Origin of the sequence: Moraxella nasicaprae (genome assembly GCF_025643275.1) — a bacterium.
GTDB classification, from domain to species: Bacteria; Pseudomonadota; Gammaproteobacteria; order Pseudomonadales; family Moraxellaceae; genus Moraxella; species Moraxella nasicaprae.
Genome location: NZ_CP089977.1, coordinates 1,989,738 through 2,004,455 on the forward strand (window position 1 = coordinate 1,989,738; position 14,718 = coordinate 2,004,455).

The 14,718-nt window shown below is 43.7% G+C and carries 16 protein-coding genes; 12 read left to right on the forward strand and 4 right to left on the reverse strand.

Annotation, left to right across the window (positions count from 1 at the left end; all coding sequences use genetic code 11):
• Positions 1-4 precede the first annotated feature (4 nt).
• The 4 genes from LU297_RS09430 to LU297_RS09445 all read right to left on the reverse strand — a co-directional run bounded on the left by LU297_RS09430 (position 5) and on the right by LU297_RS09445 (position 5,202).
• On the reverse strand, positions 5-1,009 hold the full coding sequence (locus LU297_RS09430) for a M48 family metallopeptidase (RefSeq protein ID WP_263076261.1): 1,005 nt from the start codon (positions 1,007-1,009) through the stop codon (positions 5-7).
• A 5-nt stretch (positions 1,010-1,014) separates the two neighbouring features.
• On the reverse strand, positions 1,015-2,094 hold the full coding sequence (locus LU297_RS09435; protein WP_263076262.1) for a YjgN family protein: 1,080 nt from the start codon (positions 2,092-2,094) through the stop codon (positions 1,015-1,017).
• Between the two features lie 115 nt (positions 2,095-2,209).
• The gene (locus tag LU297_RS09440) at positions 2,210-3,250 is read right to left on the reverse strand and encodes an LpxL/LpxP family acyltransferase (RefSeq protein ID WP_263076263.1); all 1,041 of its coding nucleotides are present in this window, start codon (positions 3,248-3,250) and stop codon (positions 2,210-2,212) included.
• Entirely contained in the window at positions 3,247-5,202 is a 1,956-nt protein-coding gene (locus LU297_RS09445; protein WP_263076265.1) for an ATP-binding cassette domain-containing protein, read from the reverse strand. Before LU297_RS09445 ends, LU297_RS09440 begins: the two co-directional genes overlap by 4 nt.
• 211 nt (positions 5,203-5,413) lie before the next feature.
• Here LU297_RS09445 and LU297_RS09450 point away from each other — a divergent pair, with 211 nt between their 5' ends.
• The 12 genes from LU297_RS09450 (at position 5,414) to ykgO (ending at position 14,613) form a co-directional block, all read left to right on the forward strand.
• Positions 5,414-5,632, forward strand: a complete 219-nt coding sequence (locus tag LU297_RS09450; RefSeq protein WP_263076266.1) for a SlyX family protein — start codon at positions 5,414-5,416, stop codon at positions 5,630-5,632.
• A gap of 207 nt (positions 5,633-5,839) precedes the next feature.
• A complete protein-coding gene (locus LU297_RS09455; RefSeq protein ID WP_263076267.1) occupies positions 5,840-7,327 on the forward strand; it encodes a hypothetical protein in 1,488 nt (495 codons plus the stop codon).
• A gap of 252 nt (positions 7,328-7,579) precedes the next feature.
• Positions 7,580-8,257, forward strand: a complete 678-nt coding sequence (rpe, locus tag LU297_RS09460) for a ribulose-phosphate 3-epimerase (protein WP_263076268.1) — start codon at positions 7,580-7,582, stop codon at positions 8,255-8,257.
• Positions 8,254-8,553 carry a hypothetical protein gene (locus LU297_RS09465; RefSeq protein ID WP_263076269.1) on the forward strand — a complete coding sequence of 100 codons (300 nt, stop codon included), beginning with the start codon at positions 8,254-8,256 and terminating at the stop codon, positions 8,551-8,553. Before rpe ends, LU297_RS09465 begins: the two co-directional genes overlap by 4 nt.
• Complete coding sequence (locus tag LU297_RS09470) at positions 8,553-8,855, forward strand: hypothetical protein (protein WP_263076270.1); 303 nt, start codon at positions 8,553-8,555, stop codon at positions 8,853-8,855. Before LU297_RS09465 ends, LU297_RS09470 begins: the two co-directional genes overlap by 1 nt.
• A 58-nt stretch (positions 8,856-8,913) precedes the next feature.
• Positions 8,914-9,549: a hypothetical protein gene (locus tag LU297_RS09475; RefSeq protein ID WP_263076271.1), complete on the forward strand. Its 636-nt coding sequence runs from the start codon at positions 8,914-8,916 to the stop codon at positions 9,547-9,549.
• Between the two features lie 57 nt (positions 9,550-9,606).
• Positions 9,607-10,548: a signal recognition particle-docking protein FtsY gene (ftsY, locus tag LU297_RS09480; RefSeq protein WP_263076272.1), complete on the forward strand. Its 942-nt coding sequence runs from the start codon at positions 9,607-9,609 to the stop codon at positions 10,546-10,548.
• A 16-nt stretch (positions 10,549-10,564) separates the two neighbouring features.
• A complete protein-coding gene (locus LU297_RS09485) occupies positions 10,565-11,077 on the forward strand; it encodes a methylated-DNA--[protein]-cysteine S-methyltransferase (RefSeq protein WP_263077392.1) in 513 nt (170 codons plus the stop codon).
• A gap of 97 nt (positions 11,078-11,174) precedes the next feature.
• Positions 11,175-12,194 (forward strand): quinone-dependent dihydroorotate dehydrogenase, encoded by a 1,020-nt coding sequence (locus LU297_RS09490; protein ID WP_263076273.1) that lies wholly within the window; start codon positions 11,175-11,177, stop codon positions 12,192-12,194.
• Between the two features lie 10 nt (positions 12,195-12,204).
• A complete protein-coding gene (locus LU297_RS09495) occupies positions 12,205-12,711 on the forward strand; it encodes a CvpA family protein (RefSeq protein WP_263076274.1) in 507 nt (168 codons plus the stop codon).
• A 75-nt stretch (positions 12,712-12,786) separates the two neighbouring features.
• Positions 12,787-14,310 (forward strand): amidophosphoribosyltransferase, encoded by a 1,524-nt coding sequence (purF, locus tag LU297_RS09500; RefSeq protein WP_263076275.1) that lies wholly within the window; start codon positions 12,787-12,789, stop codon positions 14,308-14,310.
• Positions 14,311-14,472: 162 nt separating this feature from the next.
• The gene (gene ykgO, locus LU297_RS09505; RefSeq protein ID WP_263076276.1) at positions 14,473-14,613 is read left to right on the forward strand and encodes a type B 50S ribosomal protein L36; all 141 of its coding nucleotides are present in this window, start codon (positions 14,473-14,475) and stop codon (positions 14,611-14,613) included.
• Positions 14,614-14,718 lie beyond the last annotated feature (105 nt).

Here is a 14,718-nt window from a genome sequence, read left to right on the forward strand (position 1 = left end):
CGATTTATTGGTTTTTGGGCAGGTGCTGATGCACTTGTTTGATTCGTTCTTGGGTGTCAGGGTGAGTGGAAATCAGTGACCAATGACTGTGTTCATCATGTTCGTCATTGATTTTTTCAAAGAAATTTGCCAGATAAATCGGGGAAATGTTCAGGCGAGTTAATTCATCGATGGCAAATTTATCTGCTTGCATTTCAAATTGCTGAGAGTATTGTAAAGTAGCAAAGATGGTCGGAAGTCCTGTGATTAAATCAGAAGTATCGCCTGTGACCATCACAATAAGTACGCTAATGCCAAGTCCTCTGATGGCCTGTTTGAGGCTGTGTCGATGCACCAAATGACCCTGTTCATGAGCCATCACTGCCAAAATCTCATTGTCATCATTGCTAAGTTTGATGAGTTCATCGGTCAGAACGATGGTGTTGTTTGGCAAAGCAAAAGCATTGGCATCAAGCTCCTTGCCTGCTCGAATGATGACTTTGGCGGCAGGATTGCCTTCTAGCTTATCATACAGTTTGATGATTCGTGCTTGATGAGATGCTGGCAGGGTGCTATCGCCTGTCATATTCATCACTTGTTCTTCGGCAAGATTGCCAATATCCATCAGAATGTCGGCAGGCAGTCTTTGTGCAATGTGATCGCTAACCATAGGAATGCCATAGCGGTACATACCGACGATAAAAACCACCATAACCAGCAAGCCGACCAGCACCCACCGCCATGATTGCTCCATCAAGCTGATGTTTACCAGCAATCGTTGTTGCTTGGGCAGAGTGAGCCAGTCGGGCAAGTAGGGCAGCTGAGCTCTTGCACCATCGCAAAACTCTATCGCATGCCCCACATTGCCCACCGCAGGCAGATAAACATAATCTTGCTGGTCATAATATCGCTCCTGCCCTTGCCAACGAACGACCAACTGCCCTAGATGGTTTTTTGACAGCACCCCTGCATGAGCGGTGCTGATGTTGCCATCAAAAAATTGAACACAAATGGATTGATGATTGGGCATATCAATTACCAAGAAATATCAAAATCAAACACATCGCTAATCTCCTCGCCAATGGCAGAAATCTCTTCGCCTTGTGGTGTGGTCAGGTTATTTAGGTCATCAACCGCCACCAAACTTAGCGTCTGCATTTTGTAGCGATGTGCTCTGATGGCTGCCCATGCACTTAATAGACCTAAGCTGACGATGATGGCAAAATAATTACTGACGATAATCAATGCCAATTTTAATGGGCTAAAATTGACTAATTTGAGGGTATTATTACCAATCGTCATACCATCATAAGTGGCTTGATAAATATAGGCGGTCATGAGTGGCATTACCAACAAAGAAAGCAGATATAAAAAGACAATACTACCCACCATCAGTGCGTCGGCTGACGCATCAATGACATCAGCTATGCCAAAATTAAAGAAAATCACACCAATGATGGTCAAAATCATCAATAATATTGGCAAAACCGCTGCCTTATAAAAGTCGGTGATGGTTGCTTTGAAGTCAAATTTTAAATTGCCAAAATACAGATTGTTAAATTGATAGCCTCTGATTAGCCATAGTACAACAGGAAGCAGTAAACCAAAACTGACAATACTGATAAGGCTTGTTAATAAAAATAAGCCATATGTTTGACCCAAGCTGCCCTTGAAGGCAAATTTGACATTGTTATACTGGCTGTGTCTGGCATGAAATTTGAGCGTGGAGCGAAACAGCCAAGGCAGGGCGATGAATAATAAAATCGGAGTGGCAATCGCAATTTCCCAAGATAATTCTCCGCCAATCATGATTAAAGCATACAATGCGATGGCAATCAGCCGTCCAATAAGAATTTTCTTGGGATTGGCAGTGAAGTCAAATGAACGATTGTCAAGCTGTGTATTGCCATAAAAATATCGCAATCGACGCACTTTTGCCCAAGGCGAATAAATGCCAAGCGTGATGATGGTTAAAAATAAATTAACAATCCAAATCTTAAAATATTCGCCAGCATTGCCTGTGAACTTAAATTGGTGCACTGTTTGATTGGGCGGGGTAGGTGTGCCAATGTTGTCATGTTGTGTTGAGGGTGCTTGGGGTGTGAATTGTGTCATTAAAATTTACTCCATTAAATATGCACGGTTATTGTAACAATATTTCTTTAAAAATAAAATAAAAAAATCCAACCCTTTGCTAGATAAGGATTGGATTTGGGCTGTTTGGTGTAACTTATTTGCGATAATAATTTTTACCATCTGCCTGATTTTTGAAACGACGATGAAACCACATCCATTGAGCGACATCTTTTTGGATATTTTGTTCAATAAGATGATTGATACGCTGAGCATCTGCTACTTCATCATCGCTTGGATAGTTTTCTAGTACAGGGCTTAGCGTGATGTGATAATGTGGTCTGCGACCTTTGGGAATATAATCTGGGGTCTGACGCACCATGTCCATCATCATCACGGCAGGGGGATTTTTTTTGTCCATCAAAGCCAGTCGTCTTTGGGCGGTGATGGTGGCGGCAGGCACACCAAAAAAAGTCGCCATCACGCCATGTTCCAGGCCAAAGTCTTGGTCAGGAGAGTACCAAATGACCTTGCCAGCCTTAATGCGAGTGATGAGTTTTTTCATGTCCTTGCTGGAAATTTGTTCATCAAAAATATGACGACGGGCATTATAAATGAACCATTCTAACAAAGGGTTGTTTTGTGGGCGATACACACAGTCTGCGGCAAAAAATTGTGTACAAAGCCGTCCGCCCAAATCCAGCGTGGTATAATGACCGCCCAGCAAGATGACTGATTTGGCTTGTTTTTGGGCATTGACCAGATGGTGTAGTCCGCTGATGCTGAATGTTTTGACAAAATGATTGGGACGAAACCATGCACACAGACTTTCAAAGATGCCAATGCCTTGATTGATGAATACTTGTCTTGCAATTTGTTCTCTTTCTTGCGAACTTTTATTTGGAAAAGCTAGGCTTAGATTGGTTAAGGTGTCTTGTACCCGTGTTTTGGCAAGGCGATGAACCAATTTGCCAATCTGTTTGCCCAACCAAAATTGCCAACGAAGTGGTAAATAAATCAAGGGTAAAATCAATGCCATCAGCAACCAAATACCCCAATATTTGGGGTGTAAAAATTGCCATTGAAAGGCTTTTTTGTCGGCTTGATGGTTTTGTTTGTGATTGTCGGTTAAAAGTGGTGTACCTTTGGTGCTGGTTGTGGTTGGTGTGCCACAGCCACAGTTATTTTGGCAGCTCATTTTGTAACACTCTCCAACTCGTCCCAGCGTTCCAATTTTTCTAGCAGTAGTTCATCAATCTGTGCCAAGCGTTCGCTGGCGGCAGTGGCGGCGGTCAAATCTTCAATGAACCAAGAACCGTCTTCCAGTTTGGCGGAGAGTTGGCGTTGCTCCTCTTCAAGGTTGGCAATCTCATCAGGCAGGGCTTCAAGCTCTCGTTGTTCTTTGTAGCTTAACTTGCGTTTTTGTTCTTTGGGTGCGTCAGTCTTTTTGCTTTCCGTTTGGATAGGCTTATCAGCAGATTTGTCTGCCGCTTTTTCGGACTTAGACTTGGGATTGTTTGATAAAAATCTGGCGTGCTGAACCAAGTAATCTTCATAGCCGCCCACATATTCTCGCACCACACCATCGCCAGCATTATCGGCGTCAAATACCCAAGTTTGGGTCACGACATTATCCATGAATGCTCGGTCGTGACTGATGAGTAGTACCGTACCCTCAAAATTGACCACAAACTCCTCCAATAGCTCCAAAGTTGCCATATCAAGGTCGTTGGTGGGTTCGTCTAATACCAGCACATTGGCAGGTTGCAGGAGTAGTTTGGCAAGCAGCACCCGAGCTTTTTCACCACCAGATAGGGCTTTTACAGGTGTTCTGGCACGATTTGGGGTGAATAAAAAATCTTGCAAGTACCCCAAAATGTGTGTTTTTCTTGTGCCAATCTCCACATGGTCGGAGCCTTCGGAGACATTGTCCGCCACTGATTTTTCAGGGTCTAAGTCGTCTTTGAGTTGGTCAAAAAACGCAATGTTTAGATTGGTGCCAAGTCGGACTTTGCCTGCCTTGATGGCGGTATCATCAAGCCCCAAGATGGTTTTGATGAGTGTGGTTTTGCCCACGCCATTTTGTCCAATGATGCCAATTTTGTCGCCACGCAATAATAGCGTGCTAAACTCTTTGACTAGGATTTTTTGGTCATATTCTAGCGTCAGATGATTGACTTCACAGACGATTTTGCCTGATTTTTCGGCAGTATTTTGACGAAGCTCAACATTGCCCACTACATCACGGCGAGCTGCTCGCTCCACACGCATTGCTTTTAAAGCTCGTACACGCCCTTCATTACGAGTACGTCTGGCTTTAATGCCTTGTCTAATCCATGCTTCTTCTTGTGCGAGTTTTTTGTCAAACTCGGCAAAAGTTTTTTGCTCGCTGGCAAGCTCCATCTCTTTGATTTCTTGATAGCGAGCATAACCGCCAACACCCTGAGAAACATCGTAGCTGGACAGTTGCCCACGGTCAAGCTCAATGATGCGAGTGGCAAGTTTATCGACAAATCTTCTATCGTGTGTGATGAACAGTACCGTCAGGCGTTCATTGAGCAAGAAATTTTCTAGCCAATCAATGCTTTGAATATCCAGATGGTTGGTTGGTTCGTCCAGTAGTAGGACATCAGGCTGGATAACCAAGGCACGAGCCAGTAGCACTCGGCGTTTGCGACCGCCCGACAGATTGTCTAGTTTGTCATCGGCATTTAGACCCATGCTATCAATCAACGCACGGGCTTTTCTTTCAAAATCCCAACCGCCCAAAGTATCCAGTTCGTGTTGCAGTACCCCCATTGTTTGACAAGCCTGCTCATCGCCTGATACACACGCTTGGCTGGCTTGATGATAGGCGTGCAATGTCTTAGCGATGGCTGGACTGCCGCCCATCACGACATCTAGGACGCTATCAGAGCCATTTGGTACATCTTGGGCCAACATACTGACGGTTAAGCCATCTTTAATCAGCACTTCACCATCATCAGGCAGTATTTGTCTGCTGATGAGTTTAAATAGGGTGGATTTGCCCTCGCCATTGCGTCCAATCAAGCAGACTCGCTCGCCTGCTTCTAGGCTAAAATTAACGCCGTCTAGAATCGGAGCGACCCCAAATGCCAAATGAATGTTTTTTAATTGAATCAAAGCCATAATAATCGTTTGCTTATATTGATGATGCTTGATGAAATATAACAAAAAATCAACCCAGACAATCGTCTTGGCATCATGATTGTTATGATAAAATTCAAGTCGGTAAATCCTGCTATCATACCAAAATTTTTATTCAAAATGGGCAGAAAATATCGCAAAATTCATAAATTATGCTAAAATTTTTCATTGAAATCATCGATGGTGGTAGGTTATGACCGACAAAACACAAGCACAGCTCATCGAGCTACAAACCAGAATTAGTTTTTTAGAAGACACAGTAGATCAATTAAGCGATGTCATTGCCACGCAAGACAGGCAGTTGATGGATTTACAAGACCAGCTTCGCATTATTTATCAGCAAGTCACCAGCAAAGATGAGGCACAAATCGCCCCATTTGATTTGTTGGCAGACAGACCGCCACATTACTAAGTTAGCCATACAAATTGCACAAATTGCACCAAGCTAAGTAAGATTTCTTTGCATAAAATTACAAACTTGTTTTATTATTTTTGAAATTTGTTAAATTTTTACTTGTTTTTTGCCATAAATTGAATTAGGATACACTTGTACAAAACATGTGTTTACCAAATAATCGACCGATTTTTGGTCGATTTAGGGATTTTTGGAGAAAGAGAAATGAAAGCAAATGTTCAAAAGCTAAGCCTAGCGATTGCCTCTATTTTGGCGGCAGGCACTGTTCAAGCGGCAGGCTTGGATCGTTCTGGTCAAGATGTGACGGCATTTTTGCAAGATGGCACTTATGCTGAATTTGTTTATACTTATGTCGATGCTGATGTTGCAGGTCATGACAATGGCGTGCCAGCAGGTGCGGCGACCAACAACTATGTGCAGGGCAAGGCAACTGGTAAAGTAACCGAAGATTATGACTTTTTCCGTTTTGGTGTCAAAACTGATGTTAATGACCGATTTAGCGTAGGTGTCTTATATGACGAGCCGTTTGGGGCATCTGTTCATTATCAAGGCGACAGCAATTTTGTTTCGGCAGGTGGTGATGCGACCATTGCGGCATTGACTTCTGGCACAGCCTTAGAGGCGATTCAAGATACAGCAACCGCACAAGCATTTGCTCAATCAACTGCAAGCCTAATTCCAACTTTGACCGCAGGTGTTGGCAGATTGCAACAAGCCATTGCAGCAACCGAAGCGGCTGGTGGTGACGCAACCGCTCTAAAAACTCAGCTTGCGACTGTACAAGGTCAATTAGTTCAAGCAAGCACAGCCGCCACTCGTTTGGGTGCAGCAGCGAACATAGCCAAAGTCACAGAATCTCAAAAGGGTGAAGGCACCAATGTTGAGATTCGTACCAACAATGTTACTACACTATTGGGCGTAAAATTTGGCGAAAATCGCAACTTCCAAGTGTATGCAGGTCCAGCGGCACAACGCCTAAATGGTGAAGTACATTTGCGTGGTATTGCCTATCAAGGGGCACAGGGCTATGATGCCAAAATCAGCACCGATACCCAAGTAGGCTGGGTGGCTGGCGTGGCATATTCCAAGCCAGAAATTGCTCTAAAAGCCGCCTTGACTTATCGTTCAGAGATTGAACATGAAAGCGAAATCTCTGAATCTTTCCCAGCACTAGGTGCAGCAGGCATTACCACTCGTGACTTTAAAGTTACTCTACCAAAATCATTTAACTTTGATTTTCAAACTGGCGTAAATCCAACCACGCTATTGACTGCCAAAGTGCGTTATGTGCCTTGGGCTGATTTTGACATTCGTCCACCAACTTATGGCGATGCAACTGCCATAACCAATAATGGCAATCCGCTTGCCATCATCAGCTACTCAAAAGACCAATGGTCTGGCGAGCTTGGCTTGGGCAAAAAACTAAATGATAAAGTTTCTGTTTCTGGCACAGTAGGTTATGACAGTGGTGCAGGCAATCCAGCCAGCTCACTAGGTCCTATCAAGGGTTATTATAGCGTTGGTTTGGGTGCTAAGTACAACATCACACCAGAGTGGTCTATTTCTGCTGGCGGTAAGTACCTAAAATTTGGCGATGCTGATGCCAACCTACCAAACGGCATGACGGCTGGTCGTTTTGAGAAAAATGACGGCTATATTGCAGGCGTGAAGCTGGCTTATCAAGCCAAATAAATTGATGGCATTTGCCACAAAAAACGGTTTGGATAAATTCCAAGCCGTTTTGCTTTATGTTTGGCATAAATTTTGGTATGATGGGCTATTATTTCGGCTATGGTTGAAAAAAGCCCATCACACCAGTTGTTTGCTTATTGGGCAAAGCAGTGGGCGGATGGTCTGATTATTTCATCACAAATTCATCACAAAGATTTGCTTGGTGGGATTTTTTAACCTTTGCCATGATGTTCATAAAGATTTGAGGTTATGATGACAAAGCCATATTTGATTGCACCATCTATTTTGTCGGCAGACTTTGCCAGACTTGGCGATGATGTCCAAAAAGTGCTGGACGCTGGGGCTGATGTGGTGCATTTTGATGTGATGGATAATCACTATGTGCCAAACTTAACTTTTGGAGCGATGGTATGTAAAGCTCTAAAAGATTATGGCATCAAAGCACCCATCGATGTGCATTTGATGGTGTCGCCTGTGGATAGAATGATTGAAGATTTCCTAAAAGCAGGGGCTGACATCATTACTTTTCACCCAGAGGCAAGCGACCATATTGATAGAAGTTTGCAGCTCATCAAAGATGGTGGTGCTAAGTGCGGTTTGGTATTTAATCCTGCCACGCCATTGCATTACTTAGATTATACAATAGATAAAATCGACCAAATTTTATTGATGAGTGTCAATCCAGGATTTGGCGGTCAAAAGTTCATCGATGGCACACTAGACAAATTGCGTGCGGTCAGACAACGCATCGATGATAGCGGTAGAGATATTCGTCTGGAAGTTGATGGCGGTGTGAATGTACAAAATATTCGTGCCATTGCCGAAGCTGGGGCGGATATGTTTGTAGCAGGTTCAGCGATTTTTAGCCAACCTGATTATAAGACCGTCATCGATGCGATGCGTGATGAATTAAGCAAGGTGTCAAAGTGAGTAAAACTGCGGTTGTGCCAACGGTATTCACCGCTGGACTATGCCTGTCGTCCATTGTGCTGAGCACGGCAGGCTATGGTTTTCGTCTGATGTTAGGCGAGAGTGTCAGCGAGGTGCTTAGGCACGCCATCATGGTTGTGCCTGTCTTTGTGGTGGGTGTGCCTGTTTTGGTTTGGCTGGTCAGTATTGTATTGAATAAGTTTGCCCACACCAACATTCACCCAAAAAACGCCCTAACTTTGGGCTGGCTACTGTCCACAGTGGCGATACTATCCATCATGGGGGTGTATAGCTGATGATTAATCACCTGATTCCTGATTGTATCACACCCAGTCAAATTCCTAAGGGTCTAATTTTATTGTTGATGATGGCGTGTTTGCTCATTGGCTTGTCAGGGCTTCGTTATGGCGGTATTGAAGGCTGGCTGCATACTGCTGAAAATTGGGTGCTTTGTTTGATTTTGATACCCAGTTTTACCGCCTTAATCGCAATGCCCATCAAGTATCGAGACCCAAGTTTTGATATTAGGATGGCGTATTATCTGGGTATGTTTGTGGCATTTTTATTCATGATGGCAAAACTTCGCTATTGGCGATGACTTGAAAAAATGGATGGTAATCCTCATATTTTGTCATCATAACAATAAGGTGGTATCAATGACCAAAAAATCAACAGAACTGCTTAAAGATTGGCAGCACATGGACACGGCACAGCGTCTGTCTTTGCTCGAATCTTTGATGGAAAAAGGCGAGTTAAATGAAGAGGTGGTGGCTGCTTTGCACGAATTATTTGTGCAGGAAGTGGCGTTGATGCAAGAAGAGGTTGTGGCAGGTACAGCAGATGAAACCACCATTGAGATGCTGGGTCATTTGGAGCTTTTAGGTTTAACGCCAGCACCAGCACCAAAAAAACGCCGCACTCGCAAAAAAATTGTTGAAGCTCAGACGAAAGCAGATGCCTCTTGTGATGATGTTGCATTGACGGAAGAAGCACCAACCGCTCCCAAAAAACGCCGCACTCGCAAAAAGAAAGAAAAAACCACTCAGTTTGCCCAAGAGACTATGTTAGAATTCATCGAAGATGACAGTGGTACGATGATTTTGCGAGAATTAAACGATGATGAACCTTTGGTCTCCATCAGTTTTTCTGATAAAGTAAAATCGCTGATGGGCATTGACACCAGAATGGTGGGTCAAGCGATGATTCATGCTGCGATTGCCAGTGTATTGCAACGCCAAAGTAATTTTTATCATGCCCATGTTTATGATGAAGAGCCAGTACGATTTAGCTAAATAGATATTGGTATTTTTTAAGTTTTATCCAATAGTTTTTTTATAAAAGAGTGAATGATGAGCGAAAAAGAGCAGGGTGGCTGGTTTGCCCGTATGAAAGCAGGGTTATCTAAGTCGAGTAAAAATCTGACTGAGGGACTGGTGAATGTCTTGGTTGGCGGTAAGGAAATCGACGATGAGCTGTTTGAGGAAGTTGAAGACCAGCTTTTGGTGGCGGATATTGGGGTCAATGCCACAAACCGCATCATCAAAAATCTGACCGAGCAGACCGCTCGTGGGGATTTGATTTATTCACATTCTTTGTATAAAGCCTTAAAATCTGAATTAACCCAAATTCTTGCACCAAAAGTTGAACCATTGGTGATTGACACCAATAAAAAGCCCTATGTGATTTTAATGGTGGGTGTCAATGGCGTGGGCAAAACCACCACCATTGGCAAACTTGCCAAACGCTTACAGGGCGAGGGTAAATCTGTGATGTTGGCGGCTGGCGATACTTTTCGGGCGGCGGCGACAGAGCAATTACAAGTTTGGGGCGAAAGAAACGGCATTCCTGTGGTGGCACAAGGGCATGGCTCAGACAGTGCCTCGGTGATTTTTGATGCGATGCAGTCTGCCAAAGCTAAGGGCATTGATGTGTTGATTGCAGATACCGCAGGACGACTACAAAATAAAACACACCTGATGAATGAGCTTGAAAAAGTGGTGCGTGTGATGAAAAAAGCAGACGAAACCGCTCCGCATGAGACGATGATTGTGCTAGATGCTGGCACAGGTCAAAACGCCATCAATCAGGTTCAGGTATTCTCTGAGGCTGTCAATTTGACAGGCATTAGCATCACCAAATTGGACGGTACAGCCAAAGGCGGTGTGGTGTTTAATATCGCCCAAAATACCGACATTCCTATTCGTTTTATCGGTGTGGGCGAAGGCATTGATGATTTACAGCCTTTTGAGCCGACCGAATTTGTGGACGCTTTGCTTGACAAAGATGAATGATGATATCTCCGCACCAATGGTGGGTGTGCAGTACACCCCGCCATTATCATTGCCAATGTTGCGATTGGTTGCCAATCAAAACGGACTGATTTGTCTGGCTTGGCAACCAAATTGGCAACAACCATCTGACTGGCAAGTTCATTGGCAATCTGCAAGCGAATTATCCAGCCAAGATGTTGCCCAGCATATCTTGTTGCAGACCATCAGCCAGTTGAATGAATATTTTGCAGGACAGCGACAGCAGTTTGATGTACCGCTTAATCTACAAGTGGGTACGGTTTTTCAACAAACCGTCTGGCAAGTGTTATGCGATATTCCTTATGGTCAAACCATCAGCTATGCACGACTTGCTCAGTTGATTGGCAAGCCCACCGCTTATCGAGCCTGTGCCAATGCCAACGGCAAAAATCCTATCAGTATCATCATACCTTGTCACCGAGTGATTGCCAGTGATGGTGGTATTGGTGGCTATACGGGCGGTCTTGACATTAAGCAAAAACTGTTACAAATTGAATGCTCTTTTCCTTAAAATATTATGCCAATAAACCCAAAACTTATGCTAAAATTTAGGCAATTTGTGCTATAATTTACCAAATCAATACACCACCACTTTGGGGAACGGCTTTATGTCTTATGCGTTACTTCGCCCTATACTGTTCACGATGGATCCCGAACAGGCTCACGAGAAGACGCTAGAAATGCTTGAAAAGGCAAATAATGCCAATCTGCTGGGGTTTGCCTATGGTAAGCAGAGCCTGCCAACAACCTGTATGGGCATCAATCTGCTTAATCCAGTAGGCTTGGCGGCAGGTCTGGATAAAAATGGTGCATATATTGATGCCTTATCCGAGCTTGGATTTGGATTTTTGGAAATCGGTACGGTCACGCCACGACCACAAGCGGGCAATGACAAACCACGCCTGTTTCGCATTAAAGAAGCTGGGGCGATTATCAACCGCATGGGTTTTAATAATGATGGCGTTGATGTGATGATTGCCAATATCGAAAAAGCCAAATACCAAGGCGTACTTGGGATTAACATCGGCAAAAATGCCATCACGCCTGTGGAGCATGCCTTAGACGATTATGTGTATTGTTTGGAGCGAGTGTATCCTTACGCCAGCTATATCACCATCAATATTTCAAGCCCCAATACCAAGAATTTACGAGATTTACAAAATGCTGATGCCTTATCAGCATTGCTTGAAGGTATTAAGACCTGTCATCTTAGACTTGCCAATGACTATGGTTTTTATGTACCGCTTGCCCTAAAAATCGCCCCTGACTTGGATTTGATGCAAGTAGATACCATCTCTCGCACTGTGTTAAACTTTGACATTGATGGTTTGATTGCGACTAACACGACCTTGTCTCGCACAGGCGTAGAGGGCTATAAGCACGCAGGCGAGGCGGGCGGTTTGTCTGGTCGTCCTGTCAATCATCAAAGTACGCTGATTTTGTCTGAGTTTGCCTATCGTTTATCGCATCGCATGGATTTGATTGGCGTAGGTGGTATTGATGATGGTGAGCTTGCCCTCAAAAAAATCCACGCAGGGGCAAAAGCGGTGCAGCTGTATTCAGGGTTGATTTACAAAGGCCCAGCCTTGATTACTGATTGTGTGCAAATGCTGGCGGATTATCGATGAGAAAATGACGATGAGCATACTTGATATCATCATTAGTCTTGTGGTGCTGGCTGGGCTGTGGCGTGGCTATCAGCACGGCGTTGTCAAAACCTTTGGCTCGCTGATTGCATGGGCGGCTGCTCTTATCATCGCCTCAAAATGGGCAGATGAGTTGTCCATTTTTTTGACGATGATAGATAATCGAGTGTTTCAGATTGCTTTGGCGTTTGTGTTGATTGTGTTGGCTGTGCTATTATTGGTGCAGATGATGGCAGGTGCTTTAACCAAAACCATCAATGCTTTACACATTGGTTTTTTGAATCGAATTGCTGGTGGATTGCTTGGAGCAATGCTTGGCGTGCTAAAAATTTTGATGGTATTAAGTGTTGCAGCACCATTATTGGTTCAATTACCCATCTGGAAAGAGTCGATTTTGGCACAAAATTTATTGCCTTATGCACCGATGGCAAGAGTGTTGATTGGCAAGACGGTTGGTGAGGCTGTCCATCAGCTTGAAAATCCTTACCAGTCATTGTGAAGATAGACGCCAGCAGCAATTTAGCTGTTGGCTATTTTTATGTTTTTATTTTGATTTATTCAATTTGGAGTGAATATGTGCGGTGTAATCGGCATTATGTCCCATGAGCCTGTCAATCAAATGCTATATGATGGTCTGACCATGTTGCAACATCGTGGACAAGATGCAGCTGGTATTGTAACTCTCAAAGACAATCGATTGTTTTTACGAAAAGATAATGGCATGGTGCGAGATGTATTTTTGGATAAGCACATGATGCGATTGGTGGGTAATTGTGGTATCGGTCATGTTCGCTATCCAACGGCTGGCACTTCAAGCACTGCCGAAGCTCAGCCTTTGTATGTCAATTCTCCTTATGGCATCGCATTGGCACACAATGGCAATCTGACCAACGCAGATGTGCTTGCCAAGGAACTGTATGAAGAGGATAGACGACATCTAAACACACAGTCAGACTCAGAGGTGTTGCTTAATATCTTTGCTCATGAGCTACAAAAAGTAAATAAAAATACTTTGCAAGCTGATGATATTTTTGAATCACTAAAAGCTGTGTATCATCGATGTCAAGGAGCGTATGCGGTGGTTGCTCTGATTACAGGGCATGGTATGTTGGCATTTCGAGATCCAAACGGTATTCGCCCTTTGGTGTATGGTCGCCGCTTGACTGATGCAGGGGTGGAATATATGGTGGCGTCAGAATCGGTGGCGTTGCAAGCACTTGGTTTTGAGCTGGTGCGTGATATTGCCCCAGGCGAGGCGATTTTTATTGACCTTAATCACAATGTCTTTACCCATCAATGTGTGGAAGTGCCAGCAGGACAGTACACACCTTGTATTTTTGAATTTGTTTATTTTGCTCGCCCTGATTCTATTATTGATAACATTTCGGTACAAAAAGCTCGTATGCGTATGGGCGAAAGACTGGCTGAGCAAATCCTGCGTGAATGGGGCGAAAACCACGATATCGATGTTGTTATCCCAATTCCTGATACTTCTCGTAATGCAGCGATTGAGCTGGCATTACGACTGAATGTCAAATATCGAGAGGGCTTTAACAAAAATCGTTACATTGGACGCACTTTCATCATGCCTGGTCAAAGCCAACGCAAAAAATCGGTGCGTCAAAAGCTCAATGCTGTGCCATTTGAGTTTAAAAATAAAAATGTGCTGCTGGTTGATGATTCCATTGTGCGTGGCACAACTTGCCGTGAAATCATTCAAATGGCTCGTGATGCAGGGGCGAAAAATGTATTTTTTGCGTCTGCCGCACCGCCTGTGTTATTCCCAAATGTCTATGGCATCGATATGCCCGTGCGTTCGGAGTTGATTTCATCTGGACGCAGCGTCGAAGAGGTGCGAGAAATCATCGGTGCAGACAGACTAATTTTCCAAGAGTTGGACGGCTTGATTGAGGCAGTCAAGGACACAAAGTACAGCAGGGTCGATGGTTTTGATTGCTCGGTATTTGACGGTTGTTATATTGCTGGTAAGATTGATGAGGAATATTTGGCAATCTTGCAAAACAAACGCAATGATGCCGCCAAATCCGCCCAAAGTGGCTCATCGCCTGTGGATATGACTGGCGTATCTAGCATCTGATGATACATCAAATCGCTCAATATCAATTGGGCGATTTTTTATTTATCTAGGATAATAAATGACAGTGATGTGTTATTAAGAATTATTCGCAAATTTGCTTGCATCTTAATTAGATTATGTTATAATATTTCTATATTGTTAGATTATCCTAAGGAGGGAATGATGCAAGTACTAAGTTCACTAAAATCTGCCAAAAACCGCCATGAAGACTGTCAAGTGGTGCGTCGTCGTGGTCGTATTTTTGTGATTTGCAAAAGTAATCCACGCTTTAAAGCGGTGCAAGGCTACAAGAAAAAGCGTTAATGTGATTCTAATGGCTTAATGACGATAAAGTCATTTGCTTGAACAACCCCCGATTTAAATTGGGGGTTTGTTTTTGATGGATTATCGGTGTATTGTTCACATTGA

Bases quoted from the DNA above. Each gene is read 5' to 3' on its own strand.
- LU297_RS09450 (WP_263076266.1), top strand. From the start codon at position 5,414: ATGACCGACAAAACACAAGCACAGCTCATCGAGCTACAAACCAGAATT.
- LU297_RS09430 (WP_263076261.1), bottom strand. From the start codon at position 1,009: ATGCCCAATCATCAATCCATTTGTGTTCAATTTTTTGATGGCAACATC.
- LU297_RS09435 (WP_263076262.1), bottom strand. From the start codon at position 2,094: ATGACACAATTCACACCCCAAGCACCCTCAACACAACATGACAACATT.
- purF (WP_263076275.1), top strand. From the start codon at position 12,787: ATGTGCGGTGTAATCGGCATTATGTCCCATGAGCCTGTCAATCAAATG.
- ftsY (WP_263076272.1), top strand. From the start codon at position 9,607: ATGAGCGAAAAAGAGCAGGGTGGCTGGTTTGCCCGTATGAAAGCAGGG.
- LU297_RS09495 (WP_263076274.1), top strand. From the start codon at position 12,205: ATGAGCATACTTGATATCATCATTAGTCTTGTGGTGCTGGCTGGGCTG.
- LU297_RS09455 (WP_263076267.1), top strand. From the start codon at position 5,840: ATGAAAGCAAATGTTCAAAAGCTAAGCCTAGCGATTGCCTCTATTTTG.
- LU297_RS09470 (WP_263076270.1), top strand. From the start codon at position 8,553: ATGATTAATCACCTGATTCCTGATTGTATCACACCCAGTCAAATTCCT.
- LU297_RS09490 (WP_263076273.1), top strand. From the start codon at position 11,175: ATGTCTTATGCGTTACTTCGCCCTATACTGTTCACGATGGATCCCGAA.
- rpe (WP_263076268.1), top strand. From the start codon at position 7,580: ATGACAAAGCCATATTTGATTGCACCATCTATTTTGTCGGCAGACTTT.
- LU297_RS09485 (WP_263077392.1), top strand. From the start codon at position 10,565: ATGGTGGGTGTGCAGTACACCCCGCCATTATCATTGCCAATGTTGCGA.
- ykgO (WP_263076276.1), top strand. From the start codon at position 14,473: ATGCAAGTACTAAGTTCACTAAAATCTGCCAAAAACCGCCATGAAGAC.
- LU297_RS09445 (WP_263076265.1), bottom strand. From the start codon at position 5,202: ATGGCTTTGATTCAATTAAAAAACATTCATTTGGCATTTGGGGTCGCT.
- LU297_RS09440 (WP_263076263.1), bottom strand. From the start codon at position 3,250: ATGAGCTGCCAAAATAACTGTGGCTGTGGCACACCAACCACAACCAGC.
- LU297_RS09475 (WP_263076271.1), top strand. From the start codon at position 8,914: ATGACCAAAAAATCAACAGAACTGCTTAAAGATTGGCAGCACATGGAC.